This window comes from Pseudomonas sp. JC1203, from assembly GCF_056175065.1.
Window position 1 is genome coordinate 129,705 of record NZ_JBWCAM010000011.1, and the last position, 24,523, is coordinate 154,227.

Annotated in this window: 26 protein-coding genes and 2 pseudogenes; 15 read left to right on the forward strand and 13 right to left on the reverse strand. The window is 61.5% G+C overall.

What is annotated here, in order from left to right:
* Positions 1 to 42 precede the first annotated feature (42 nt).
* The 4 genes from AC0SZ7_RS17690 (at position 43) to AC0SZ7_RS17705 (ending at position 4,772) form a co-directional block, all read left to right on the forward strand.
* Entirely contained in the window at positions 43 to 1,206 is a 1,164-nt protein-coding gene (locus AC0SZ7_RS17690; RefSeq protein ID WP_475505592.1) for an iron-containing alcohol dehydrogenase, read from the forward strand.
* A gap of 27 nt (positions 1,207 to 1,233) precedes the next feature.
* A complete protein-coding gene (locus tag AC0SZ7_RS17695) occupies positions 1,234 to 2,718 on the forward strand; it encodes a flavin-containing monooxygenase (RefSeq protein WP_475505593.1) in 1,485 nt (494 codons plus the stop codon).
* Positions 2,715 to 3,695, forward strand: coding sequence for an alpha/beta hydrolase (locus AC0SZ7_RS17700; RefSeq protein WP_475505594.1), 981 nt, complete (start codon positions 2,715 to 2,717; stop codon positions 3,693 to 3,695). The genes AC0SZ7_RS17695 and AC0SZ7_RS17700 overlap by 4 nt, the downstream gene beginning before the upstream one ends.
* A gap of 279 nt (positions 3,696 to 3,974) precedes the next feature.
* On the forward strand, positions 3,975 to 4,772 hold the full coding sequence (locus tag AC0SZ7_RS17705) for an SDR family NAD(P)-dependent oxidoreductase (protein ID WP_475505595.1): 798 nt from the start codon (positions 3,975 to 3,977) through the stop codon (positions 4,770 to 4,772).
* A 63-nt stretch (positions 4,773 to 4,835) separates the two neighbouring features.
* Here AC0SZ7_RS17705 and AC0SZ7_RS17710 read toward each other — a convergent pair whose 3' ends face one another.
* Together AC0SZ7_RS17710 and AC0SZ7_RS17715 are read right to left on the reverse strand one after the other, a co-directional pair.
* Entirely contained in the window at positions 4,836 to 6,158 is a 1,323-nt protein-coding gene (locus AC0SZ7_RS17710; protein ID WP_475505596.1) for an aspartate aminotransferase family protein, read from the reverse strand.
* Between the two features lie 31 nt (positions 6,159 to 6,189).
* Positions 6,190 to 7,173, reverse strand: a complete 984-nt coding sequence (locus tag AC0SZ7_RS17715) for an alpha/beta hydrolase (RefSeq protein ID WP_475505683.1) — start codon at positions 7,171 to 7,173, stop codon at positions 6,190 to 6,192.
* A gap of 163 nt (positions 7,174 to 7,336) precedes the next feature.
* Between AC0SZ7_RS17715 and AC0SZ7_RS17720 the strand changes: the two genes are divergently transcribed.
* The 4 genes and pseudogenes from AC0SZ7_RS17720 to AC0SZ7_RS17735 all read left to right on the forward strand — a co-directional run bounded on the left by AC0SZ7_RS17720 (position 7,337) and on the right by AC0SZ7_RS17735 (position 10,425).
* Positions 7,337 to 8,218 carry a phytanoyl-CoA dioxygenase family protein gene (locus AC0SZ7_RS17720; protein WP_475505597.1) on the forward strand — a complete coding sequence of 294 codons (882 nt, stop codon included), beginning with the start codon at positions 7,337 to 7,339 and terminating at the stop codon, positions 8,216 to 8,218.
* A gap of 125 nt (positions 8,219 to 8,343) precedes the next feature.
* Entirely contained in the window at positions 8,344 to 9,714 is a 1,371-nt protein-coding gene (locus AC0SZ7_RS17725) for an aspartate aminotransferase family protein (RefSeq protein WP_475505598.1), read from the forward strand.
* A 71-nt stretch (positions 9,715 to 9,785) separates the two neighbouring features.
* Positions 9,786 to 10,316: pseudogene (locus AC0SZ7_RS17730) on the forward strand (SDR family NAD(P)-dependent oxidoreductase).
* A gap of 10 nt (positions 10,317 to 10,326) precedes the next feature.
* Positions 10,327 to 10,425: a hypothetical protein gene (locus AC0SZ7_RS17735; protein ID WP_475505684.1), complete on the forward strand. Its 99-nt coding sequence runs from the start codon at positions 10,327 to 10,329 to the stop codon at positions 10,423 to 10,425.
* 156 nt (positions 10,426 to 10,581) lie between these two features.
* Here AC0SZ7_RS17735 and AC0SZ7_RS17740 read toward each other — a convergent pair whose 3' ends face one another.
* Entirely contained in the window at positions 10,582 to 10,953 is a 372-nt protein-coding gene (locus tag AC0SZ7_RS17740; protein ID WP_475505599.1) for an EthD domain-containing protein, read from the reverse strand.
* Positions 10,954 to 11,024: 71 nt separating this feature from the next.
* Between AC0SZ7_RS17740 and AC0SZ7_RS17745 the strand changes: the two genes are divergently transcribed.
* From AC0SZ7_RS17745 to AC0SZ7_RS17755, 3 genes are all read left to right on the forward strand, one after another.
* Positions 11,025 to 11,381, forward strand: a complete 357-nt coding sequence (locus AC0SZ7_RS17745) for a MerR family transcriptional regulator (RefSeq protein ID WP_475505600.1) — start codon at positions 11,025 to 11,027, stop codon at positions 11,379 to 11,381.
* 381 nt (positions 11,382 to 11,762) lie between these two features.
* The gene (locus AC0SZ7_RS17750; RefSeq protein ID WP_475505601.1) at positions 11,763 to 12,167 is read left to right on the forward strand and encodes a hypothetical protein; all 405 of its coding nucleotides are present in this window, start codon (positions 11,763 to 11,765) and stop codon (positions 12,165 to 12,167) included.
* A gap of 54 nt (positions 12,168 to 12,221) precedes the next feature.
* Positions 12,222 to 12,389, forward strand: a complete 168-nt coding sequence (locus AC0SZ7_RS17755) for a hypothetical protein (protein WP_475505602.1) — start codon at positions 12,222 to 12,224, stop codon at positions 12,387 to 12,389.
* 140 nt (positions 12,390 to 12,529) lie between these two features.
* On the opposite strand, the gene AC0SZ7_RS17760 is transcribed toward AC0SZ7_RS17755, so the two are convergent.
* Both AC0SZ7_RS17760 and AC0SZ7_RS17765 read right to left on the reverse strand, forming a co-directional pair.
* Positions 12,530 to 12,808, reverse strand: a complete 279-nt coding sequence (locus AC0SZ7_RS17760) for a DUF2938 family protein (protein ID WP_475505603.1) — start codon at positions 12,806 to 12,808, stop codon at positions 12,530 to 12,532.
* Positions 12,742 to 13,140: a DUF2938 family protein gene (locus AC0SZ7_RS17765; protein ID WP_475505604.1), complete on the reverse strand. Its 399-nt coding sequence runs from the start codon at positions 13,138 to 13,140 to the stop codon at positions 12,742 to 12,744. The genes AC0SZ7_RS17760 and AC0SZ7_RS17765 overlap by 67 nt, the downstream gene beginning before the upstream one ends.
* Here AC0SZ7_RS17765 and AC0SZ7_RS17770 point away from each other — a divergent pair.
* Positions 13,139 to 13,261, forward strand: a pseudogene (locus AC0SZ7_RS17770) (MerR family DNA-binding transcriptional regulator); the annotation flags it as partial. The gene AC0SZ7_RS17765 and the pseudogene AC0SZ7_RS17770 overlap by 2 nt on opposite strands.
* A 15-nt stretch (positions 13,262 to 13,276) precedes the next feature.
* Here AC0SZ7_RS17770 and AC0SZ7_RS17775 read toward each other — a convergent pair.
* The gene (locus AC0SZ7_RS17775; RefSeq protein ID WP_475505605.1) at positions 13,277 to 14,230 is read right to left on the reverse strand and encodes a hypothetical protein; all 954 of its coding nucleotides are present in this window, start codon (positions 14,228 to 14,230) and stop codon (positions 13,277 to 13,279) included.
* 136 nt (positions 14,231 to 14,366) lie between these two features.
* On the opposite strand from AC0SZ7_RS17775, the gene AC0SZ7_RS17780 reads away from it, so the two are divergent.
* Positions 14,367 to 15,278 carry a LysR family transcriptional regulator gene (locus AC0SZ7_RS17780; protein ID WP_475505606.1) on the forward strand — a complete coding sequence of 304 codons (912 nt, stop codon included), beginning with the start codon at positions 14,367 to 14,369 and terminating at the stop codon, positions 15,276 to 15,278.
* 74 nt (positions 15,279 to 15,352) lie between these two features.
* Here the strand turns inward: AC0SZ7_RS17780 and AC0SZ7_RS17785 are convergent, their stop codons facing one another.
* Positions 15,353 to 16,462, reverse strand: coding sequence for a porin (locus tag AC0SZ7_RS17785; protein WP_475505685.1), 1,110 nt, complete (start codon positions 16,460 to 16,462; stop codon positions 15,353 to 15,355).
* A gap of 414 nt (positions 16,463 to 16,876) precedes the next feature.
* Here AC0SZ7_RS17785 and AC0SZ7_RS17790 point away from each other — a divergent pair, with 414 nt between their 5' ends.
* Complete coding sequence (locus AC0SZ7_RS17790; RefSeq protein ID WP_475505607.1) at positions 16,877 to 18,175, forward strand: MFS transporter; 1,299 nt, start codon at positions 16,877 to 16,879, stop codon at positions 18,173 to 18,175.
* Between the two features lie 3 nt (positions 18,176 to 18,178).
* Positions 18,179 to 19,354 carry a M20 aminoacylase family protein gene (locus AC0SZ7_RS17795; RefSeq protein WP_475505608.1) on the forward strand — a complete coding sequence of 392 codons (1,176 nt, stop codon included), beginning with the start codon at positions 18,179 to 18,181 and terminating at the stop codon, positions 19,352 to 19,354.
* 239 nt (positions 19,355 to 19,593) lie between these two features.
* Here AC0SZ7_RS17795 and AC0SZ7_RS17800 read toward each other — a convergent pair whose 3' ends face one another.
* From AC0SZ7_RS17800 to AC0SZ7_RS17825, 6 genes are all read right to left on the reverse strand, one after another.
* The gene (locus tag AC0SZ7_RS17800; RefSeq protein WP_475505609.1) at positions 19,594 to 19,770 is read right to left on the reverse strand and encodes a hypothetical protein; all 177 of its coding nucleotides are present in this window, start codon (positions 19,768 to 19,770) and stop codon (positions 19,594 to 19,596) included.
* An 18-nt stretch (positions 19,771 to 19,788) separates the two neighbouring features.
* Positions 19,789 to 20,271, reverse strand: a complete 483-nt coding sequence (locus tag AC0SZ7_RS17805) for a GlcG/HbpS family heme-binding protein (protein ID WP_475505610.1) — start codon at positions 20,269 to 20,271, stop codon at positions 19,789 to 19,791.
* 98 nt (positions 20,272 to 20,369) lie between these two features.
* Entirely contained in the window at positions 20,370 to 21,263 is an 894-nt protein-coding gene (locus AC0SZ7_RS17810) for a DoxX family protein (RefSeq protein ID WP_475505611.1), read from the reverse strand.
* 65 nt (positions 21,264 to 21,328) lie between these two features.
* Positions 21,329 to 21,811: a GlcG/HbpS family heme-binding protein gene (locus tag AC0SZ7_RS17815; RefSeq protein WP_475505686.1), complete on the reverse strand. Its 483-nt coding sequence runs from the start codon at positions 21,809 to 21,811 to the stop codon at positions 21,329 to 21,331.
* Positions 21,812 to 21,915: 104 nt separating this feature from the next.
* A complete protein-coding gene (locus tag AC0SZ7_RS17820; RefSeq protein ID WP_475505612.1) occupies positions 21,916 to 23,079 on the reverse strand; it encodes an L-dopachrome tautomerase-related protein in 1,164 nt (387 codons plus the stop codon).
* A gap of 34 nt (positions 23,080 to 23,113) precedes the next feature.
* On the reverse strand, positions 23,114 to 24,493 hold the full coding sequence (locus AC0SZ7_RS17825) for an MFS transporter (protein ID WP_475505613.1): 1,380 nt from the start codon (positions 24,491 to 24,493) through the stop codon (positions 23,114 to 23,116).
* Between the last annotated feature and the right edge of the window lie 30 nt (positions 24,494 to 24,523).

Sequence of the window (24,523 nt, forward strand, 5' to 3'; positions counted from 1 at the left end):
GCAGCCTGGCGGCAGCGGCTACACACCTCAGGAGCCGTACCCATGAGCATCTTCAAGCCCTTCACCTTTGATACCGTCGGCTCGATCGTCGCCGAATGGGGCGCCGCGCGTCGTCTGGGAGAGCTGCTGGGCGCCTGGACCGAGCAACGCAACCTGCTGATCGTCACCGACAAATTCCTGCACACCGCCGGCCTGCTCGATGCGGCCAAGGCCTCGCTGCAAGCGGCAGGCTTCAGCATCAGCGTGTTCGACGACGTGGTGGCCGATCCGCCCGAGGCGGTGCTGCACGACTGCGTGGGCCAAGCCCGCGCAGCGGGAGTGAACCTGGTGCTGGGCCTGGGCGGTGGTTCGTCCATGGACATCGCCAAGCTAGCCGCCGTGCTGATCCCGTCCAGCCAAGCGTTGTCCGAGCTGTATGGCATCGGCAAGGTCAAGGGCAGCCGCTTGCCGCTGGTGCAGATACCGACCACTGCGGGCACCGGCTCGGAGGTGACCAACATCACCATCCTGACCACCGGCGAGACCACCAAGATGGGTGTGGTGGCCAACCAGCTCTACGCCGACAAAGTCATCCTCGACGCCGAGCTGACCATCGGCCTGCCGCCGCTGACCACCGCCGCTACCGGCATCGACGCCATGGTGCACGCCATCGAGGCCTACACCAGCCGCCACCGCAAGAACCCGGTGTCCGACGCCTTGGCCCGTGAAGCCCTGCGGCTGTTGGCCGGCAACCTGATCTCAGCCTGTGAAGATGGCAAGAACCGCCTGGCCCGCGAGGCCATGCTGCTGGGGGCAACACTGGCCGGCCAGGCCTTCGCCAACGCCCCGGTGGCGGCGGTGCACGCCCTGGCCTACCCGCTGGGTGGCCACTATCACATCCCCCATGGTCTCTCCAATGCCCTGATGCTGGGCCCGGTGCTGCGCTTCAATCTCAGCGCTGCTGCCCCGCTGTATGCCGAATTGGCTGATGTGCTGCTGGGCGCCAGCAGCGCCACCATCACCAGCCGCGCCACACGGTTTGTGGAATACATGGAAGACCTGATGAACGCCTCCGGCGCACCTCGCCGCCTGCGCGACGTGCAGGTGACCGAGGGCAGCCTGGCGCTGCTGGCCAGCGATGCCATGAAGCAGGAACGCCTGCTGCAGAACAACCCGGTCGAGGTGCGTGCAGCAGACGCCCTGGCCCTATACAAAAAAGCCTTCTAAGCCGGCCATCTATCAAGGAACACGCGTATGTCCACTGCACAGAACACCTACGATATCGTCATCCTGGGCGCCGGTTTTGGCGGCCTGGGCATGGGTGCCCAGCTCAAGCGCCAGGGCATCGACAACTTCATCATCCTGGAGCGTGGCGCGCGCATCGGCGGCGTGTGGCGTGACAACGCCTACCCCGGCGCGGCGTGCGATACCGAGTCGCACCTGTACTGCTACAGTTTCCACCCGCACCTGCGGGTGAGCAAGATGTATGCCGACCGCGACGAGCTGCTGCGCTACATGGACTCCATGGCCGAGCGCTATGAGCTGATGCCGCACATTCTGCTCAACAGCGAATTGACCCAGGCACGCTGGAATGAACGGGCCAATACCTGGGGCTTCGAGCTGTCCAACGGCCGCCGCTTGAGCGGCCGTTTCTTCGTACCCGCCTGGGGGCAACTGAATAAACCCGCCATCCCGGCGTTCAAGGGGCTGGAGAGCTTCGCCGGACGCTCGTTCCATTCGGCCCAATGGCCTGCGGACGTGGACCTGAACGGCAAGAAGGTGGCCAGCATCGGCGCCGCCGCCAGCGCCGTGCAATACGTGCCCGAAGTGGCCCGCCAGGCACAGCACCTCACGGTGTTCCAGCGCAGCGCCAACTGGATCATGCCACGCAACCAGATCGTGTTCACTGCGGAGCAACTCGACGCCTACGCCGCAGACCCCGCGCTGTTCGAGGAAAGCCGCCGCAACCTGCACACGTTCCGCGAGAACGGCTTTGCGCGGACCCGCCACGGCACCGAGGCGCAACTGGAAGGCGTCGCCATGGCCACCGGTCACCTGGCCGCCCAAGTACCGGATGCAGCGCTGCGTGCCAAGCTAACTCCAGATTATGAGTTCGCGTGCAAACGCATCCTGCGCTCCGACGACTACTACCCGGCGCTGATGCGTGACAATGTCAGCCTGGAAACCTCGGCAGTCGACCATTTCGTGTCCCGGGGTATCATCGACAAGAACGGTACCCTGCATGAATTGGACGCCGTGATTTTCGGCACCGGCTTTGAAAGCCAGGCGTTCCATGGCGACCTTCAGGTGACCGGTATCAACGGCCAAACCCTGAGCCAGCGATGGGCGCAAGGCGCCGAGGCCTACCTGGGCATGAGCGTGCCGGGCTTCCCCAACCTGTTCATGATCTACGGGCCCAACACCAACCTGAACCACAACTCGATCATCACCATGCTGGAGATTCAGCAGCGCTATATCATCCAGGCCATTCAGGGCCTGGGCAAGCACCCGCGCGCCGCCGTGGACGTTAAGCTCGACACCTTCAACGCCTACAACGACAGCCTGCAAACCAATATGCAGTCCTCGGCATTTTCGTCAGACTGCTCCAGCTGGTACAAGAACGCCGCTGGCAAGGTGATCAACAACTGGTCGGGCACCGTGGACGAGTACAAGGCCCTGGCCGCCGACTGGAAGGTCAACGACTACCGCCTGCTGCAGGTCACGGAGGAGGCAGAGTGAGCGGCGACGCCACCGCGTACGCCGTGCCACTGAACGAGGTCGCCGCCGACGCGGTCGACCTGGTCCGGGCGTTTCGCGACAATGGCGAAATTTCTTTCCAGGACGTGCCCCTGGCAGCGGCGCGCGCCAACTACATCAAGGCCTGCGCCGCCAATGGCTTTCCGGCGCAGGCCGTGGCCGAGGTCTATACCCTGGACTACCCAGTGCCCGGTGGCACCGCTGCCCTGCGCGTCTACCGCCCCGCCGGCACACCGGCGCAGGCAGTGACTCCCCTGGTGGTGTTCATCCACGGTGGTGGCTGGGTGATTGGCGATCTGGACAGCCACGACGGGCTGTGCCGCGCACTGGCCAACCAGAGCGCAGCCACGGTGGTGGCCGTGGAGTACCGGCTGGCGCCGGAGCACCGTTTCCCGGTACCGCTGCAGGACTGTGCCGGAGCGCTACGCTATATAGCCACTCATGCCGAACAGCTTAAGGTGGACCCAGGCCGCACGCTGCTGGCCGGTGACAGCGCGGGCGGCAACATGGCCACGGTGCTGGCCAACGACCCGGACAGCCAGACGCTGGGCCTGAATATCAAGGGCCAAGTGCTGTTCTACCCAGTCACCGACCTCAGCGCCAGCGAGCCCTCGTACCGGCGCATCACCCGCGGCTTTCCCTTGACGGCCAACTCCATGCACTGGTTTCGGGAGCAGTACACCGGGCCGGTGGCTGATTTGAATGATGCCCGCCTGTCGCCGCTGCTGCATGCCGAAGGCCTTCGGCAGCCGCCGCTATTCATCCTCACCGTGGGGCATGACCCGTTGGCGGATGAAGGCATCGCCTACGCGGCGGCGGCCGCGCGGGCAGGCACGCTCGTGGAGCATGTGCACCTGCCTGCCCATGCCCACGGACTGCTGACCAGCGCAGGGAAGATCGCCACGGGCCAGCGCGTGCTGACCCAAGCCGCCCGCTTCGCTGCCCGAATACTGTCCTGACGGCCTGTAGCCGCTGCCGCCAGGCTGCGCTGGCCCTTGCGTACACTGGAAATCTGCAGCGATACACAGGGCCCGAGCAGCCTTCGGCAGCGGCTACAGGGCCTGTGCCAGTTTTTGGAGCGTGGCAGGTTGCCAGCGGCCAATCTCCACCACCCTGGCTGACCGCTGTCCCTTTCGAACCTGTTTTCGCCTGCGTCGGGTTCATAGACTGGCTTCAACACCGTTAAACCGGGGCTTACCCCCTTATTCACGACCGTCAACGCCGATGGAGGCGACTCAATGCGATTCCACAACAAAATAGCCATTGTCACGGGTTCGAGCTCAGGCAACGGCCGCGCAATTGCCCTGGCCCTGGCCGCCGAAGGCGCCTACCTGGTGTGTTCGGACCTATCCAAGAGCGCCCGCCCCGAAGGCTTCGAAAAAGACCTGCACATCGACACCGACGACTTGATCTGCCAGAACGGCGGCGAGGCCATCTTCGTCAAGGCCGACGTGTCGCGCTACGCCGACATGGACAACCTGGTGCAGGAAGCCGTGAGGCGCTTCGGCCGCCTGGACATCATGATCAACAACGCCGGCGTGGCAGTGGAGCTCAAAACCATCGTCGAGGAAACGGAGGCCGACTACGACCTGACCATGAATGTCAACACCAAGGGCACCTGGCTGGGCTGCAAGTTTGCCATTACCCAGATGATGAAGCAGGAGGTCAGCGCCACTGGCACCCGTGGCAAAATTGTCAACATCTCCTCCATCGGCGGCTTGGTGGGCCTGGCCCAGGAAGCGTCGTACTGCGCCTCCAAGGGTGCGGTCAACAACCTGACCCGCCAATTGGCCGTTGATTTCGCCCAGCACAAGATCAACGTCAACGCCGTGTGCCCAGGCTTTCTGGCCACTGCCATGGTGCGCCAGGAACTGGATAACCCGGAAATGAAGACCCTGCTCGAAGACCTGACCCCATGGCCGCGCATTGGCAACGTTGACGACGTGGCCAAGGCAGTGACCTTCCTGGCCTCGGAAGATGCGCAGTGGATGACCGGATCGCTGCTGACAGTGGATGGTGCTTACACCGCACAGTAAACAACGGTAGTAAAAAGGGGGGAGTGCCCGCAAGGCATTCCCCCCTTTTTATTCCCGCTAGCGTTACGCCTCGGCTACAGCCGCCTTCGCGGCGCGTTCGGTGGCGGCGATGAAGCCGTCCACATCCGCGTCAGTCATCACCGTGGACAAGAACGCCTTGCCGGTCTTGGCAATGTGGTACCCCTCCAGCACCAGGTGGCGCTGCAGTCGGGATACCCACTTGGCCTCTTCCTTGCTGGAATAACCGGAGCGGTAATCATGGATCTCGCGCTGGTGCCCAAATACCATGAACATCGACGAGAAACCGGTCACCTGCCCTGGGAACCCTGTGCTGGCAAAGGCCTGGGTCACGCCAGCACGCAGACGGTCACCCAGCACGTCCATGCGGTCGGATTCGGCCTGGGTGTACAGGTCCAGGGCAACCTTGCCAGCGGTCATGGTGATCGGATTGGCGGTGAACGTGCCGCTCCACGGCAACAGCGGCTTGCCCTCGCGGTGGTCGAACACTTGCATGAACTTGCGTGAACCCGCCACCGCGCCCACCGGGAAGCCGCCGCCGATGATCTTCGCCAGCACAGTCAGGTCCGGCTTGATGTTGAAGCGCGTCTGCGCGCCGCCGCTGTGCACGCGGAAGGTGATCACTTCGTCGAGGATGAACACGGCGCCGATTTCGGTGGCAACCCGGCGGATCATGCCGATGAATTCCTCGGTGACCGGCACGAAGCCGAAGTAGCTAGGTGCCGGGTCAATCAGGATGGCCGCAATGGCATCGCGGTTGGCGAGGATGATGCGTTCGGCCGCCTCGACGTCGTTGTAGGGAATCACCACCACATCGTTCTTGACGCCCTCAGGCACGCCCTTGGAATAACCCGTGGAGGTAGGGTCAACGCCCCAGTTCTCGGGCGAGGAGTCCAGGCTCACTTCGGCGTAGTCGTAGGAGCCGTGGTAAACACCTTCGCACTTGACGATCTTCGAACGCCCGGTGAGTGCACGCGCTGCCTTGATGGCGCACATCACCGCTTCGGTACCGGAGTTGGAAAAGCGAATCCATTCAAAGCTTTCGGCGCGGGCGCAGATGGTCTCGGCCAACACTACTTCAGGCTCGGTGGGCAGGGTGAAAGCCGTACCCTTGGTGACCTGCTCCTGAATGGCGGCAACGATGGCCGGGTGCGCGTGGCCGTGAATCAGCGACGCAAAGTTGTTCAGCAGGTCCAGCCGACGAGTGCCATCTACGTCAGTCACGTAGGCACCCGAGCCGCTGCCGGCATAGACAGGGAACGGTTCCTGCCACGGCAGGATACGCGTGATGCCGCCGGGCATGACCTTGCTGGCGCGGTCGTACAGGGCTTTGGATTGACTGTGGTTTTCGGGCCATTTGGCAGACATGGGGGTTCCTTGAAAAGGCAGTAGGCTGAAATCAGAGGTGACGCTTGAACCATTCGACGGCGGCAGTGCTGGAGGCCTCGAACTCGCTCAGGTAAGGGTCGAAGTGGCCGCAGTTCAGCAGCACCAGATTTTTCGGTTGCAATGCAGCCTCATAGGCTTTGAGGGCCGCGTCCGGCACAGTGACGGTATCTTTAAGCGCCACGATCATCTGCAACGGCGTGGGGCTGATGCGGTCCACTGCGTAGCCAGGTTCGTACTCGTTGAGCATCTCAATGCTCTTGAGAGTGACCTCGTTGCGCCAGGCCGGGGCCACATTGCGCTGGCTGCCGGTGAAGAAGTCGAAGCAGTCCTGGCCGGGCAGCGCACAGTCGGATTTCGGGTCTTCGTTGACTACTTCCATCACCAGCGCCTGGTTGCCGGCATAGCGCGCGGCGCGATCGGCCTCGAAGGCCTCGATCAAGCCAGGCATCAGGTCTGGGCGCACCGCCATGCGCACGTCAGCCGAGCCGCTGATGGCGGGCACCTGCGACGACACGCATTTGACCCGGCGGTCGAAGGCCGCCACTTGCAGCACGTGGCCGCCACTGTAGCTGGAGCCCCAGATACCGATCCGCGAGGCATCGACATTGTCCAGACTGCTGACGTAGGTGATCGCGTCGCGGTAGTCACGCACCTGCAACAGCGGGTCGGCCTCCTGGCGGGGCTGGCCGTCGCTGGCGCCAAAGTTACGGTTGTCGTACACCATCACGGCAAACCCCTGAGCGGCAAACAGCTCGGCGTAGCGGTCCAGGTACTGTTCTTTCACGGCTGTGAAGCCATGGGCCATGACGATTGCCGGATGGCGATCGGCGGCATTTTGCGGGGTGAACAGCCAGCCCTTCAAAGTCAGGCCATCGGTGGTCTTGAAGCTGATATCGGTACGCATGACGTCTCCTGCCAAGCCAGATTTTGCTGCCGCATATGCAGCGCTTGGGCCAATAGTGGCTGGGGATCGAGGGCAGGCACAGGTGCACAGTGGCCAAACTCCTGTGGTTGGAAGCCACGCGCTGGCATGGCCACGAAAGCGCGCATATTTGGCCCCCGCCCACCTGTTTGGGGATGCCCGTGCTGCCTATGATCCGGCCATGCTCCAGGCACTTCCCCGGAGCGCCAACAGTCCCGATACACTGGAGAACACCATGCTCGCCACTGCAATCAATGCCTCTGCCAAAATCACCGAAGTCCCAGCCGGCACGGCACCCGAGATAGTCAAGCGCATCATCGACGAGGAAGGTGGCGTTATCATCAAGGGCCTGTTCAAGGCCCAGGTCGATCGCTTCAACGCTGACATGGACGACATCGTCGCTGGTTGGGCCGCAGGCTACGATGGACCTGAGTGGATGAAGGAGTTCGCGGGCAAGAAGACCAAGCGCATTACCCAACTGATTCGCCGTAGCAAGACCTTCCGCGAGGAAATGCTGGACCACGAGATCATGCTGTCGTATGTCGACACCCTGATGCTCGACACCAGCGACGCCTATTGGATGAACGCTGCGCAGATCATCGAGATCCAGCCGGGCGAGAAGCAGCAGTTCCTGCACCGCGATTTGGAAAACTATCCAGTGTTCCGCAACCTGGGGCCTGCTGGGCCAGAAGTAATGTGCAACTGCCTGGTGGCATTGTCAGAATACACCGAGGAAATGGGCGCCACCCGCATCATCCCCGGCAGCCATGCCTGGCCGGACTTCAATGACCGCGACCGCATCGAGCAAACCCCGACCATCCCTGCCGTAATGGAAAAAGGCGACGCCATTCTCTACTCCGGCAAACTGGTGCATGGTGGCGGCGCCAATGTCTCCAACCGTCCTCGCCGTGCGCTTGCCCTGGCTTTCTGTCCGGGTTGGCTAGTGCCAGAGGAGGCCTACCCGTTCGCCGTGCCGCTGGAAATGGCACGTACCTTGAGTAAGCGCGGCCAGCAACTGACCGGCTTCCGTTCCATGCATAACCAGAAATTGGGCGGCGGCACCCTGTGGAGCCTGGACTACGTAGAGCTGGCCAAAGTCCTGGAACTGGACAACTAACCTATAGCCGCTGCCACCAGGCTGCGCGGGCCCCTGAGCACACTGGAAATTTTCAGCGAGGCACAGGGCCTGCGCAGCCTGCGGCAGCGGCTACAACGTCGTACCTGACGTAGGGATGCCCTGTCATGCCGCTCAATCCGCTGGCCCAGAAAGACATCAATTACCACCTGCACTCCTACACCGACGCCCGCGCCCATCAGGAAAAAGGCCCGCTAATCATCGAACGTGGCGAGGGCGTGTTCGTCATCGACGACCACGGCAATCGCTACCTGGAAGCAATGGCCGGGCTGTGGAGCACCGCCCTGGGTTTCAACGAACAGCGCCTGGTGGACGCCGCCCACCGGCAGTTGCAAACCCTGCCCTTCTACCACACCTTCAGCCATAAATCGCACCCGGCTAGCATCGCCCTGGCCGAGAAGCTGATTACCCTGGCGCCAGTACCGATGAGCAAGGTTTACTTCACCAACTCCGGCTCGGAAGCCAACGATGTGCTGGTCAAACTGGTGTGGTACCGAAACAACGCCATCGGCCAGCCGCTGCGCAAGAAATTCATCAGCCGCCTGGGCGCTTACCACGGCGTCACGGGCCTGAGCGCCAGCCTTACAGGCCTGGCCTCGGTTCACCAGGGTTTCGACCTGCCCCTCCCCGGCTTCCTGCATGTCAGCACCCCGCACTTTTACCGCCACGGCCTGCCCGGGGAAACCGAGGAGCGGTTCGCCGACCGCCTGGCCGCCGAGCTTGAGGCGCTGATCAACCACGAAGGGGCCCACACCATCGCCGCCTTCGTCGCGGAACCGTTGATGGGCGCCGGCGGCGTCATCGTGCCGCCGCGCACCTACTGGGAAAAAATCCAGCGAGTGTGTCGCCGTCATGACGTGCTGATCATCGCCGACGAGGTGATCTGCGGCTTCGGCCGTACCGGCAAGCTGTTCGGCTGCGAAACCTTTGGCATCGTGCCGGACGCGATGGTGCTGTCCAAGCAGCTGTCGTCGTCCTACCAACCCATCGCCGCGGTGCTGATCAACGAAGCGCTGTACCACGGCATTGCCGACCAGAGCCACGAGCTGGGCGCGTTGGGCACTGGGTTCACCGCCAGCGGCCACCCGGTGGCAGCCGCGGTGGCGTTGGAGAACCTGCGCATCATCGAAGCAGACCAACTGGTGGCGCATGCCGAGCGGATCGGTGCCCTGCTGCATGAAGGCCTGGCAGCCCTGCGCGCGCACCCGCTGGTAGGCGAAGTGCGCGGCTGTGGGCTGATCGCGGGTGTTGAACTAGTGGCCAACCCCATCAGCAAGGCCCCGTTCGAATCCGTGGGGCGCCTGGGCAAATACTTCACCGCGCAGGCCCAAGCCAATGGCCTGATCGTGCGAGGTATCGGCGACACCGTGGCGCTGTGCCCGCCGCTGATCATCAACGAGGCAGAAATCAACTTGCTGCTGGAGCGCTTCATCCTGACGCTTGAGCAAACCCGTGCCTGGGCCAATGTCGCCAACTGACCCGGCAAGCAAGCCCAGTATCCAGTCACGCCAACGACTCGGCCTGAATGTAGCCCCGAACGGCGTAGAAGCTGGGCTCAAACGACTCCGCCAGCCCGGCGGCCTGCGCGGTGGACTTGCGCACCGAGACCGGTTGCCAAAAGGTGTATGAAGGGGTGGCCGCACGCTTCGGGCGCTGCGACATCCTGGTGAATTCGGCGGGTGCTACGCGTGCCGGGGCCTTTCTCGAATGACCCGCAGACGCCTGGCAAGATGGCTTTGCGTTGAAGTTTTGCGGCTGCGTGAATCTGTGCCGGCTGTTCTGGCCGCTGCTGCGTGCTGCGGGTGGCCATGTGGTCAACATCATCGGCGGTGCGGCACGTACCCCCGATCCGGGGTTCCTGATCGGAGACTTGGCCAATGGCGCCATGCACAATTTCACCAAGGGGCTGTCCGGTCAAGGGAAGCTGGAAGGAGTGAACGTGAACGCCATTCTTCCTGGTTTGACCGAAACCGACCGGATTGAACAGCTGTTCCAGCAACGAGCCGCCGCCAGCGGCAAAAACGGTCGATCTGGAGCGCGCGGCACAGGTCGAACGGGAAGGCCTGGTGCGCCTGGGTAAACCCGAGGACGTGGCGCAGTTGGCGGTGGTTCTTTGCGGTGAACAGTCACGCCATATTCAAGGCACTGCGATCGCTGTCGACGGCGGTGGCACCCCAGGTGTCTATTGAGTCCGGACGGTGCCTCACGCCTTGCCAGAGATGGCAGGAGCTCGGCCACTCCAAGCACCGCGGGCGCGCCTGCCCCTATCAGTACAGATGGCCAATGCTGTCCCGAAGCAGGCTGAGGACGCAATACCTGTCATGCCCCTAGGTTTTCAGGACGGCCTAAATGACTTCATTTTCCAAGCCGTACCAAAGCTGCGACCTGGTTAAATCAACGAAGCGCTGCTCGTCCTCGATGAGTTCCTTGAGGGCTAACCGCCCTTCGGGTGTAGCCCGTGCGGCCAGGTGCGCGTCCAGGTCATCCCACCACAGTTCAGCGCACCCATCAAAGTCAGCCCTCTCGGTGCCTCTGCTTCGCTGCAAAGCAGTCTGGGCCACCGAGTCAGGTAGTGGGCTGGTCTGGACGTACTTTCGGATTCCCAATAGCGCCGCATGCCTGCGCACCAGCGGCGCGTGTCGATTTCGCCAGTGCTCATCGAACGCCTCTCGCGTCAGGTTGGATTGACGTTTCACACACATGATCAGCTTTAGCACCGATTTACCCTCACTTGTCTGGAAGGCCCTGATTTTGTAGTGTGACAGTACTGTCAGAGTCAAGGACTGCCATGAAGATCGGAGCGCTCGCCTCGCTCACCGGTGTCAGTATTCGCATGCTGCGCTATTACGAACAGGAAGGACTGCTCAAGCCCCAGCGGGCAGCGTCCGGATATCGCCTTTACGGGGCTGCGGAGGTAAAACTCATTGAAGCGATCATGTTGCTGAATGACGCCGGTCTCACGCTGTCTACAATCAAAGACGTGCTCGAATGCGCCCCGGCAGTGACAGCTGCTTCAGCTCCTCTGTGCGACATATTGAGGGACCGAATCTGGCAGCAAGTTGCAGTACTTGATCAAAAAGCCGAGGCTCTTGAACGAAGCCGCGAAATGCTGATCAGCCTGCTCGGCCCTGGGCGCATGGCATGACCACTTCCGGTGGTGTCTGACGTGGCATTCGAGCCTGATCTGAAACCCTTGGAGCATAAAAGGGAGGCCGCGTAGAAGGGTTAACTGCAACAAGCACCTCCAGAGGCTTCTCCCGAGTACAGGAAACGCGCAATGATCCCTAGGAGCTCGCACGCCAGCTCCCATGCCCCAACCGACCTCCCCTGAGTCCTACACAGAATTCAACACACCGTGAGGGAGTGTCCCCAGCAGAAATGCACCAGATGAATTTCCTGGCATTTGTGGACAACCGACTTGCAGTTGATCGCCTGGCACCTCTGGAATTCTGCTACGGGCGATAACTCAGTAGCCTGCTAATTAAATTCTATTCATAAACTGGGTCCCATGCGCGTGACGCGTACAATGCGCACCAGAGTAGCTCACTCGCTGTGTCCGTTATTCAACGCGCCTCACGATTTTCAACCCGAGATTGAGTTGCCCGGCATCGGCCACACGGAGGTACAGGCGAACTCATCTTCAGACCTGATGCGCACCGAAATTCAAAATGCCGAGCCCATTTTGAAAGCGTTGGACGCAACGCTCGAGGCGGTTGAATTCGACCCGCTTTTGGCATCCAGTGTGGATGCCGCATCTGCTGAGGTCGTTCAGGCTATCGATGAGTTGTTGGCGCCGTTCAGAAGTAATCCGATCCTTGGCCCGCCGGCCATGGACCTGAAGCGCCAGTACCTGGAGACGATTCAGTATCAAGTGCTGGAAGCCAAAGCACACGCGGTCGTTAACAACACCCACTGGCGACCATCTATCTGATGCGCTGGAGCGCCTGTCAAGGCCGGCCTCGGTTAGGACATAATGGAGTATTGAATGAACATAAAGATTGAAGTGAGCGAGAATGGCCGTCAGTGCAAAGTGTGGCTTGACGACCACGGTGTCTCATTTTCGGACGTCAAAAGTGCCGAAGCCTACGCAATCAAGCTTAAAGAAAGACTAGATGCAAAACCCGAAGCGTTCACTCAGCCCGGCTCCCGTTAGAGACTGGTTGTATCAACCAACCTCTTTAATCCAACCGACCGACAAACCAACATCAGCCAGAAGCGTACAAAAATGGACGCTTCCATCTGTGCAGTACCTGGCTTGGCCAACAGCAGACATTCAGGGCCTGAGTGCCACTTCTATCCCACAGGCGCCCACCCAAGGCATACCGGCCCAGGAAAGAGCAGCATCAACAGCCACCCTGCCCCAAAAAGCCCGATTCCGAACGTTAGATGAGCTATGACACCTCTGCGCCTTGCCACATTCGGTGCCGCTGTCTTCGACGCGGCGATGCCAAAACCGAACATAGGCTGCATGATGAAGAAAGGTGCCATCACACTGATCAAGCCGGTCACCAACGCGGGCATAAGGGAGGGGTTACAGATCCAGGCAAGCCCTTGGGCACCGATGAGCACCATCGCAAGACGCTGCCAATAATGAAATAGAACACCCAGCCAACCAGGCGCTCATTCCGGACACGTTGCGCAGTCACGATCGAGGCATGACGAAACCGCCCATGTACCATATGGCCCAACCAACGACCGACGAGCCTATAGTCAATCGACGCCAAGCCAAATACCCGCGTTTGAATAAAGGCCGATACGTCCATAATCAGCGTGGGTTCCGTTCCAACGAACAGAATGCCCAGTGCCGTCTCACCTACTCCCATGATATTTCCCCTTGCCTTCAGCCTGTTTTGGCGGTTTGATCCTGGCAGTCTGCAAGCTAAAGTCGACTTGAAGTCAAGCATGAAAGAGATGGATATCGGTGAAATGGCACGACGTTCCGGTCTGCCGTCTTCAACCCTGCGGTATTACGAAGAAAAAGGGCTTATCTGCTCGATAGGTCGTCGTGGCCTGAGCCGCGCATACCGGCTGCTCTGGAAGTCAGCCAGGGGGTTCGCGCGGAAGTAATGTGGTTAGACAGTCCACCATACGCTGGATAAGAGGGTCAGTCACCTGCTTGACAGAAGGGATGGGAGGAATAACCGGATGTTGGTGTAGATCCTCAAAGTCTTCGACCTGCTTCTTCACTTCAATTTCAATACTGTTATCAGCCTTCGTCGTGGCCACGGCAATAAAACCGTTATCCAGTGGATGGACGTATTCACCCGCCTGCACCCCCGGATAGTTAACGGCAGGCTGAAAATCACCCCAGACCGCTATCAGCCTGACCGAGGCGTCAATCCACGGCCGAGCATCCGGAACGAGCAGCCCATACAGGTTAATCAAAATAATGCCGCTTAACAGCGCGCCCACCGAATGCCCCTGCACATCGGTGAAGCTGAGCTTGGCTGGCGCTACAGTGTCCCACGCTTTGCGCAGGTACGGCAGCAGGTTGAAAATGTTCAACAGGCTCGCAATGACAGACAGCGGAATCAATAACAATGATCCTAGCCCTACACCGATCAACAGCACCAAGCCAAACAGGCAAAACAGGAAGGCCCCCAAGAGAATCCAGGCAGGAATATAGAAGGCAAGCACGAGAAATCCGACCGTGATATCAAACGATTGTGGTGGCAACCCCAGTGCGCCCGCTACAACCCATCTGGAAATGACGGTGGATATCAACAGCACCAATAGATGCAGCAGAATAACGGGCATTTTGGCAAACGGCTTATCCCATACAGAAATAAACCAGCGGTATAGACGCAAGCACACAAACACAAAGCCCGCGACAAACCCTATGGACGCAATTAAAATAGCGTTATTTAGTACTGAAAACCCCATGAACGCTGACAAGAACGCTCCAAGCACTGTGACAATGACGGAAAAACTGTAAAAACGCCCCGACCAGGTCATCGCCCGAAACTTGACCTTCAACTGCTCAACCTCCACCATCTTTTCCCTCCAATTTTTCAGCACTCTTATCTAAATCCGTTGGCTATTCGCAGGCATTCTGCCCCGAGCCTCGTTAGCCCTTGAAGTGGCAGGGCTTTTGCTAAAGTAGCACCTCAGCCTCAACGAGCCGGATATCGTGAAACTCCACCAAATCAAAGCCCTGGTCGCCATCAATCAATGCGGCAGTATCAATGAAGCGTCGCAAGTGCTGCACGTCACCCAACCAGCCCTGAGCCGCGCCATCAAGGAACTGGAACAGGAGCTGGGACTGACCCTGCTGCAACGTTCCTACAAGGGCATGTCGCTGACCGAGGAAGGAAGACGTGTGATCCGCCATGCACAGATGATGGTGGAGAGCATGCGGCGGCTGCAGGTGGAGGTCGATAACATCCACGACGTGGCCGTGGGCGAAGTGTCAGTCGGCGTGACCTCGCTGACGGCCATGCTGCCGGGGTTCGAGGCCTGCCTGAACGCGTTCCGCACCCGCAACCCCAGGGTGCGGCTCAAGATCGTCGAACAGCGCCCCAGCGTCATCGTGCAGCGCGTGCGCGACGGGACCCTGGACTTCGCCCTGACGTCGCAGCAGAACACCCAGCGCCTGAACCTGGATTGGGAAGCGGTGCAGCGCATCAAGGGCTCGGTGGTGTGCAGCGCCGACAACCCCTTGCGCCATGCACGGTCCCTGCGGCAGCTGCAGCACGCGCACTGGATCAGCCTGGATGAAGTGGATGACCGCTCTTCGCAGTTCTATCAGATGTTCGAGGTGAACGACATCCACACCCCACAGCGGGTGACCGAGTGCACGGCGGTGCTGCTGGCGCTGAACCTGGTGAAGAGCGCCGACGCCTTCATGACCCTCAGCCGGGTGGCCACTGCCGCTACCTCGGCGCAAAGTATCCACGACCTGGTATGGGTGGATGTTGATGAACTGGTCCCCGACTATCCGATTTACCTGGTATGCGTGGATCGGCACTCGCTGACTTCGCCCGCGAAGGATTTCTTTCTGAGCCTGAAAACCAGGCTGGCGGCGGAGGCCAGCCCGGAGTAACGCTGCGCGATCGCTGGACATCGTGGGCACCACGACGCAGCCTTCGGCAGCTGCTACAGGGGCGCGGTTGGATTTTAGAAATGGTAATACGTGCCGATGGCCAGGTTCTGGGGGTCATCGCCTGCCTCGTTCATTCGGATACCGGCGTAGGTAACCGATGAGTTGGGCTGGTTGCTGATGAAACCGATCCGGCCATAGACGGCCCAGTTGGGCTTGAGGAAGTGGTCGTAGCCCAACATCACGCCAAAGGCATCCTTGTCACCGAACTCGATCTCGCGCTTGACCACTGACAGCCGCGCCACGTCGGCCTTGCCGACCGGGGCAGAGAAGCCTGCCGACCAGGCGGTCATGCTGGGTGTGCCGCTGTAGTCCACGTCCTGGCGTTGCCAGCTGAGGCTGGCAGCCACCGGCCCGAAGTCATAGAAGGCCGACGCCGCCTTGATGTAGTTGTGGGTCTGGCGCTCGGTGCCGTCGTCATTCCAGGGGTCGCTGAGGTAATCGTTGTAGGACGCCAACAGAATCCACTTGGCATCGCTGTACTGCACGCTCATGCCTTTGCCGCGCACGGTACTGCCGGTGCTGGCAGCGTCATTGAAGCCAAAGCTGACCGCGGTGCCGACGCTGAATCCGCCGAACTTGGGCGTGGTGTAAGCCAGGGTATGCTTGGGGCGCAGGTCCAGGTAGTACGAGCCTTTGCCTGACGGCGGCGCCGTCAGGTAGGTATAGGGCGAGCCGTACACCGCCAGGAAGGGGTCGGCGAACGTGGGCGGCCCCATGCCGTAGGTCTTGCCGAACTCCAGCTTCCCGTATTGCCGCGAGCGCAGGGCCACGGTGGCCAGCCGCAAGGTGCCTACCTCTTTCCAGTGCTGGTCCAGGGAGTCGCCGTTAAGGTTGAAGCCTTCCTCCACGTCCGCCTCGAACACCGTGTCGGGGTTGATGGCCTTGCGCATGTACAGGCCAAGCTTGTTGGTCCAGGCGCCACCGCCCGCCAGGCGGTAGCCCGAGAAGTGGCCCGAATCCTGGTAGCTGACGAAGGCGTCCAGGGTGCCGTAGACCTTTAGCTTGTCGTCGTAGCCCTTGTCGACGTTGTAGTAGCCGAAACCGGGCGCAATGCGGGCGATGGCTGGAAAGCCGTCGGCCTGGGCTGCCAGCGGCAAACCGATGCCCAACACAAGTGACGCCATGGATGTTGCACACACGGGGGACCTGCTCATGCCAACGCTCCTGATACCAAAGGAAGAGGTGGCACCAGCGTTCCTTAAATTAAAAGCCAGCGGAAATTACCCTTGTGATAACGCTATGCCGTTTGGTTAAAACGTTTCCCGCAATCAGCCGGGCTTCAGCGGCCATGGAGCAGCCGTGAGCGGCACTTTCACCCGCCCTGCTGTGCCAACGGCTCCATATCACAACGTGAACGGCTACCTTTCGGTGCAGCAACCCCTGCTAGGGAAGTACCCTGCACTGCCATGAGGCAATTACACCTACCCGTCGCCTGCCAGCTATGCCGAATAGTTAACTTACTGCAAAACCGCTAAGTGATTCGTTGTCCCTGTTATTCGATAGTGCTCATCATCACGCATACCCCTTGGGAGACAGTCATGAGCACCCTGCATTCGGACACCCCACTGACAGCCGCCGTGCGTCAGCCTGATCGCATCACACGGGGGGCGCGCAAAGCGACCCTGGCCTGCGCGCTGGGCAATGCCCTGGAGATGTATGACTTCACCATCTACAGCTTCTTCGCCGTCATCATCGCCAAAAACTTTTTCCCCGCCCAATCGCCGATCGCCTCGTTGCTGATGTCGCTGACTGCCTTCGGCGCAGGCTTCCTGATGCGGCCGGTAGGCGCCCTGGTTATAGGCCGGCTGGCCGACCGCAAGGGCCGCAAGGCAGCCTTGAGCCTGACCATCTTCCTCATGACCCTGGGCACCGCCTTGATCGCCTTCGCCCCAAGCTACCAACAGATGGGCGTGTTCGGCACCTTGATGCTGGTGGCCGGGCGCTTGACTCAGGGCTTTTCCGCGGGCGGCGAAATAGGCACGTCCTCGGTGATGCTGATGGAGTCGACCTCCACCGCCAACCGCTGCCGCAACGTCAGCTGGCAGTCCGCCAGCCAGGGGTATGCCGCCCTCGTCGGTGCCAGCGTCGGTTTGCTGTTGACCAGCGTACTCAGCCCCGAACAGCTGGATAACTGGGGCTGGCGGTTGCCGTTCACCCTGGGCCTGCTGATTGGCCCGGTGGGCTGGTACATTCGCCGCTGCGTGCCCGAGACCTTCGAGCCCACGCCACAGGTCAAACAGCACTGGCGCCAGGCCATTGATGTGCGCAACATCGTCCTGTCCTCCGGCCTGCTGGCCAGCGGCACCATCGGCATGTACCTGTTCATCTTCTACATGCCCTCCTACCTCATCACCACCCTGCACTACCCACAACGCAGCGCGCTAGCCATTGCCTGCGTGGCCAGCGCCTGCCTGGCGGTGATTTCCCCTATCGCCGCGCGTTATGCCGATCGTCACCAGATGCGCAAGAAACTCCTGGCCTGGACCATTACCCTGCCGGTGCTGGCCGCCTGGCCTGCGCTGTACCTGTTGTCGCACACCACTAACCTCTACGCCGCCATGCTGATCGTCGCGCTGCTGGTACTGCCCGGCTGCGTGGGCTGCGGCGCGTTCCTGGCCATCATCATGGAAGCCTTCGCCAAGCATCAGCGTGGGTTGGGCATGTCGGTGAGCTACAGCATCGGCGTGACCCTGTTCGGTGGTTTCTCGCCCCTGATTGCCGCCTGGCTGACCTCAACCCTCAATGACCCACTGGCCCCAGCGTTCTATTTGCTGGCCGGTGGCGCCGTGAGCCTTGTTTGCCTGAAATTGTTCCCTGAAAACACTGGAAGAGCCTGACCGATGAATATTCAAGCCAAACACACCGCTGCTGAATACGACGTTGACAGTTTCATTGCCATTCGCCACCAGATCCATGCTGCGCCGGAGCTGGGGCTCGATACCCCGGCCACTGCCGAACTGGTCAGCTCGCTGCTGGAACAGTGGGGGTACAATGTACACCGTGGCATCGGCGGCCATGGCGTGGTGGGCGTGCTGAAGAAAGGCGACGGCCAACGCCGCATCGGCCTGCGCGCTGACATGGACGCCCTGCCCATGCAAGAGAAAAACCCCTTTGCCCACGCCAGCAAGATCCCCAACCGCATGCACGCCTGCGGCCATGACGGTCATACCGCGATTCTGCTGGCTGCCGCCCACCGACTCGCCACCAGTACCGACTTCGACGGCACCCTAAACCTGATTTTCCAGCCAGACGAAGAAGGCCTGTGCGGCGCCAAGGCGATGATGGATGACGGCCTGTTCACCCGCTTCCCGTGCGACGCCATTTTCGCCCTGCACAACATGCCTGGCTACCCGGTGGGCACCGCGGTGATTCAACCCGGCCCGAACATGGCCTCCTCGGAGCGCGTAAGCATTACCGTCACCGGCAAAGGCGGCCACGGCGCCATGCCGGAGCTGTCCATCGACCCGGTGCCGGTGGTGGCCAGCCTGATCAACGCGATTCAGACCATTAAGTCGCGCAACCTGGCGCCTGAGGAATTCGCGGTAATCAGCATCGGCATGATCCAGGCCGGCAGCGTGTACAACATCATCCCCAACGAAGCCTCGATGCTGATCAGCGTGCGCACCGATACCCTGGACACCCAGGCCAAGATCAACCAGCGGCTAGAAGAAATAGTGCAGGGCCACGAAGCCCTGTTCAATGTCAGCATTGATATGGAATTCACTCCGCTGGCCCCGGCACTGATCAACAGCGAGGCCGAAACCGCGTTCGTGCAAAAGAGCCTGGCGCCGCTGTTCGCAGACGGCAAGATCAATACCCGTGGGCGCAAGGTCATGGGCACCGAAGACTTCGCCTGGATGCTGACCCAGGTGCCGGGCTGCTATTTCATGCTGGGCAATGGCGAGGGCGAATTCCACGGCTGTTCGGTACACAACCCGCATTACGACTTCAATGACGAGTTGATCAGCCTGGGCACCCAGTGCTGGGAAAAGCTGGTGGGCGATTTTCTGCGTTGATCACTCGTAGCCCTGCCGAAGGCTGCGCGGTCCCGTATCCTCACTGAAGATATTCAGCGTCAGGGCCTGCGCAGCCCGCCGGCAGCGGCTGCAGCCGCCAGGCCACGTCCGCGGGCACACCGCCTTGGCAGGTGTAATGCTTGAGCCCCGGACGGTTCTTCCAAAAACCTACCACGACAACACCTGCTTCCCGACGTCACGCCGCAGCCTCGCTACGTCAATCAACGCCAACAGCCCGATCACCGCAATCCCCACGAACGCCCAGCGAAAATTGCTGACCTGAAGGCATCGCCGTTACCCTGCACTTTCATCGCCAACTGCAACAGCAATGCCGAAGCCACCATCCCCAGCGCCATGCCCAGCTGGGGAACAGGATGAACAAGGTAGACGCAAACGGCGATGGTGAAATTGTTCAAGGCACACGCGTGAATGGCTTACTCAATGGCCGCCAGCGCGTCCGCCACCACCTTCAAATCAAGCTCCCCGTCGGGAGTGCTGACGGCCACCGAACCAATCACCACGCCGTTGTGACGAATAGGCTCGCCCCCCGGCAGTGGCGCCATGCCGGGTACTGCCACGGTCACCAGCTTGTTCTGGTTGAGCATCTTGTAGAAGGTGTTGGTGGTTTCCTGGAACCGCGCCGCTGTCCTCACTTTGGCTTCGGCCGACTCCAGGCAATCGGGGGCCGAGCCTTCCTGACGCTGCATGAACAGCAATTGGCCGTCAGCATCGGCCACGGCAATGCAGCCCTTAGTGTGGTTCAGCGCCATGGACTTCTTCGCCGCGTCGACGATCTTCTGCACGTCGCTGTCCTGCAGCACCGGTACGTTGGTGATGGCGCTGGCCTGGGTGGCGAAGCCGGTGAGCAGGAGCGCAGCGGCCAGGGCTGCGGCGGTTTTTTTACACAGTGTTTTCATGGTCATCTCTTTCTAATCGATACGGTAACGTGTCACCGGGTGCAACGCGCAGGATCGTAAAGCAGTCACATCTGGCTGCAATTAAATAATTGACGGGTTTACGTCAGTGCGGCGCGGTTGGTGCAGCAGCGCACCAGCCATCCAGGCAGCACGCCTTTGGAAAGCAGCCAACCATCGATGGAAAACTTCCCCGCCCCCGTCATCATCACGGAGCCAAACACCACCAGCAGCATCATCACGTATTCCCAGCCACCGCCGCCCGGCGATGCCCAGGCGTACCCACGCGTCCACTCGCCGCCAAAGCCCAGGGTGGCGACCAGGAAATAAACCACGCTGAGCAGTGCACCCGCCCGGGCGAACAGACCCAGGCCAACGCTGATGGCCGAGGCCAGTTCGATCAGCCCGCCCAGCACCACGAACAACCCGGCGCCGTGGGTGATGCCAAACCCTTGGAAACCGTGCTCCAGGGTGTGGAACGAGCCCAGCCCGGCAAACAGTTTTTCCGTGGCATGGCCCAGCTCGTTCAAGCCGAAATACAGGCGCACCAGGGTCATCTGCCACAGCAGCGTCCCCAGCCAGGCGCCTTGCCGGGCTTGATTGCGACGCCAGTCACTGGCCAAGCAGTCCATGAACTGCAGCACTAGCACCACGGTGGCCAGGCTTGCCACCCACATCAACACCAGCGCGCCATTCATGGCCGCCACACGCCAGGTGATGAGAAAGCCCAGCATGGAAATCAGGTAGCCCAGGGTGAACACCCGTGGGGTCAGCCACACCGCCGACACCAGCGCCAGGCCTGACCACAGGGCGGCCGACCAGGCGGCAAAATCGGGCAACGAGCCGTTGCCCCAACCACAGTAAAGCGCTGCAAGCCAAGTGGCCGCCAAGACAAGGCGGGCCAGGGTAGACGGCACGTGAGACGGTGCTAGCACGCAATAGTCGCCGGCGCTGATGCCGTCGACAATGCCAGCGACCAGAAGAGGTTTGTTCATGACTGCACCTGTTTAAATATCAGCCGACGATGGTCGCCCGACAGTGCTGTCAGACGACCGTTGGCTCAGTTGAAAGTAGCGGAGACGTCTTCGGCGAGCTTCTGCTCGGTCAGGTCGGTGTCACCACTGATACCGACACTGCCCACCACCGCGCCCCCGTGCTTGAGCACCACCCCGCCCACTGCCGGCAAGATGCCAGGAATGGTGCCTATGGCCAGGTTTTCCTTGCGGGCCAGGTCGTAAAAGGTGATGGTGTTGATGGCGAAACGGGCCGCCGAGGTCGCCTTGGCAATCGAGGCCTTCACACACCCTGCGTAGGCTCCCTGCATGCGCGTGAACGCCAGCAAGTGCCCATCGGCGTCAGTGACTGCGATACAGATTTTCATGTGCCGTTCAAGAGCCAGTTGAGTCGTTTTTTCCGCCAGTTGCAGGGCAGCAGCAGTCGAGACGTTGGGTTGGGAGACCACCGAATCGGCGGTTGCTGCGTGGGCCAACGTTGACAACAGCATGGCAAGGGTCAAGGCGGTGCCAGGTATTATTGTTTTCATGGTCAAGCATCTCTTTTGGTTTGGTAAAGCCGCGTCTATCGCCTGGAATACCAGCCAAGGCCGCGTTCCAGGCGCGGTGAATTACAGGACAATCGAGACCGAAACTACGAGGCCGCAGCAGGGACTTTCTCGCGGGAGCCCAGCGCCGGCGGCAACTGCACCTTGAAAATCTTGAACGGCAGTTGCAGCGCACTCTTGCCGCCCGGCCCGCGGTTGGCGGCCATGCGCGCGCTTTGCGGCACGGGGATGTACAGCTCGCGCTGGTGGGAGATGAACAGCGCATCCGGGTTCCACAGCCGCGGATCCTCGACCACCACGCGCAGGGCGCCGTCAGGTGCCAGCACGGTCACCCGCGGCTTGTCGTATTCGGCTAGGTACAGGTTGCCGGCGCTGTCCATCCCCGTACCCGTCAGGGGGCCAGTGTCGTAGACGAACTGTACCTGCGTGCCAAGGGCTTGCTCGCTCAGCCGGGCGTCACGCAGCCCAGCAGTGGGCACCCGCCACAACGGGCCGCTCAGGGCCTGGTAGTACAACCACTGGCAGTCGGGGCTGATCTCGATGGGGTCTGAATGCACCTGGTGGTCGCTGCCATCGGGCATCAGCAGCGGCTGGCCGTCCTCGCCGAAAGGTCGGCGCTCGGGCAGCATCTTGGTGGAGGGGTGATCGGCCAGGCGGCGCAACGAAGCGCCCGTGCGCAGGTTGATGACAATGATCGCCCCCAACCCCGAATCGGTCACGTAGGCATGCTCGCTGTCCAGCCGCAGGTCATTGAGGTTGGCCCCGGCCGGCAGCACATGTTCGGGCAGCGTAATGCTGCGCAACAGCTTGCCGGTGCGGGTGTCGAACTGCAGGATCTTTTGCGCCGTGTTGATGCCCTTGGGGCCGGCGTCCTCGCCCTGGTCGATGGCCCACAAGGTGTCGTCGTCGAAGATATGAATGGTGTTGATCTTCACCAGCGCCTGGGCACTGGGCTTGCCCGGCGCCCAGGCGTTCCAGTCGCCACCGGGAAATGGCTTCAGGCTGCCATCCTTCAGCACCTCGGCAATGGACGGGGTGCGCTCGAAGCCGGGCCAGCGCGGCAGGCCCACGAACAGGCGCCCGTCGGTGGTCAATGCCACGGCGTTGCACAACCAGTCCAGGCTGGCCACCTCGGTCAGCGGCTGGCCAGCGCGCAGCAACGCAGCGGCCTGGGCCAAGGGGCCATCGGCCAGGGCAAAGGCGCCGCCGGCGAGCAGCGAGGCGCGGCAGAAATGTCGTCGATTCAGCATCTTTTTTATTTTCCTTGTGGGATGAAACGTGAAATCAGCGTGCCGGCGCTGGCTGCAGCCCCTCCTCGGGCGGCGCGGTGGGCGCAGGCTCGTCGGGCCGCTGCAACGGGCCGACGATAAACAGGTAACTGACGAACGCCCCCGCCGCGTTCAGCGCCACGTAGATCAACGCGCCGTTGAACGAGCCCATGGCCTGCACCATGTAGCCGATCACCACCGGGGTGACGATGCCGGCGAGGCTGCCGAAGGTGTTGAAGATGGCGCCGTTCATGCCCGCGCTGCGCTTGGGCGACACGTCGGCGATAATTGCCCAGCCCAGGGCGCCCATGCCCTTGCCGAAGAACGCCAGGGTCATGAACAGCACCACCAGCAGGTCGGTCTGCACGTAGTTGCAGAGGATCATGCTCATGGACAGGGCCATGCCGATGAAGATCGGCAGCTTGCGCGCCAGGGTCAGCGACAGGCCCTTGCGCAGCATCAAGTCCGAGACCAGCCCACCGCTGATGCCACCGATGAAGCCGAAGATCGCCGGCACCGCCGCCAGCAGGCCGGCGTTGAGGATCGACAGGCCACGCTGCTGCACCAGGTACACCGGAAACCAGGTCAGGAAGAAAAACGTCAGGGTGCTGATGCAGAACTGCGCCAGGTAAATGCCCAGGAACATGCGCTGGCCCAACAAGGCCCGGGCGCTGGCCCAGGTCTGGCGCCAACCGTCCGCCTTGTCGGCCTGCGCAGGCTTTTCCCGCAGGCTGGCGCCGCCATTACGCAAGGTGTCCAGCTCCACCGCGCTCAAGGCCGGGTGCTCAACGGGCGCCTTGATGCGGGCAATGAACACGATGCCAATGGCCACCCCGGCCACGCCCATCACATAGAAAATCCACGGCCAGCCCCAACGGGTAGAGATCCACGCCAGCAGCGGCGTGAACACCACGGCGGCGAAGTACTGCGAGGCGTTGAAGATCGACGTCGCCGTGCCGCGCTCGGCGGTGGGGAACCACATCGAGACAATTTTACTGTTGGCCGGAAAGCACGGCGCCTCGGCCACCCCGACCAGGAAACGCAGGGCAAACACCGCGAAGAACGCTATGCCCACGGGCATCACCGCGACACTGCCAATCGCGGCCGTCAGCACGGACCAGGCGATGATCGCCACGCCCAGCACCTTGATGCTGCCAAAGCGGTCGATGGCCAGGCCGCCCGGCAACTGCAGCAGCATGTAGGCCCAGGCGAAGGCCGAGAACAGCCAGCCCATCTCGCCGTGCCTCAGGCCCAGTTCCTGGGACACGCTGGCCCCGGCCACCGACAGCGTGGCGCGGTCGCCCTGGTTGACCAGCATCATGATGAACAGCAGCGCGATCACTTCGTAGCGGCGGTGCTGGGCGATGAAACGGCGAAGAGAATCTATTTTTTTCATTGTGTTCTCGATCCCGGAAAGTAGAGGTCA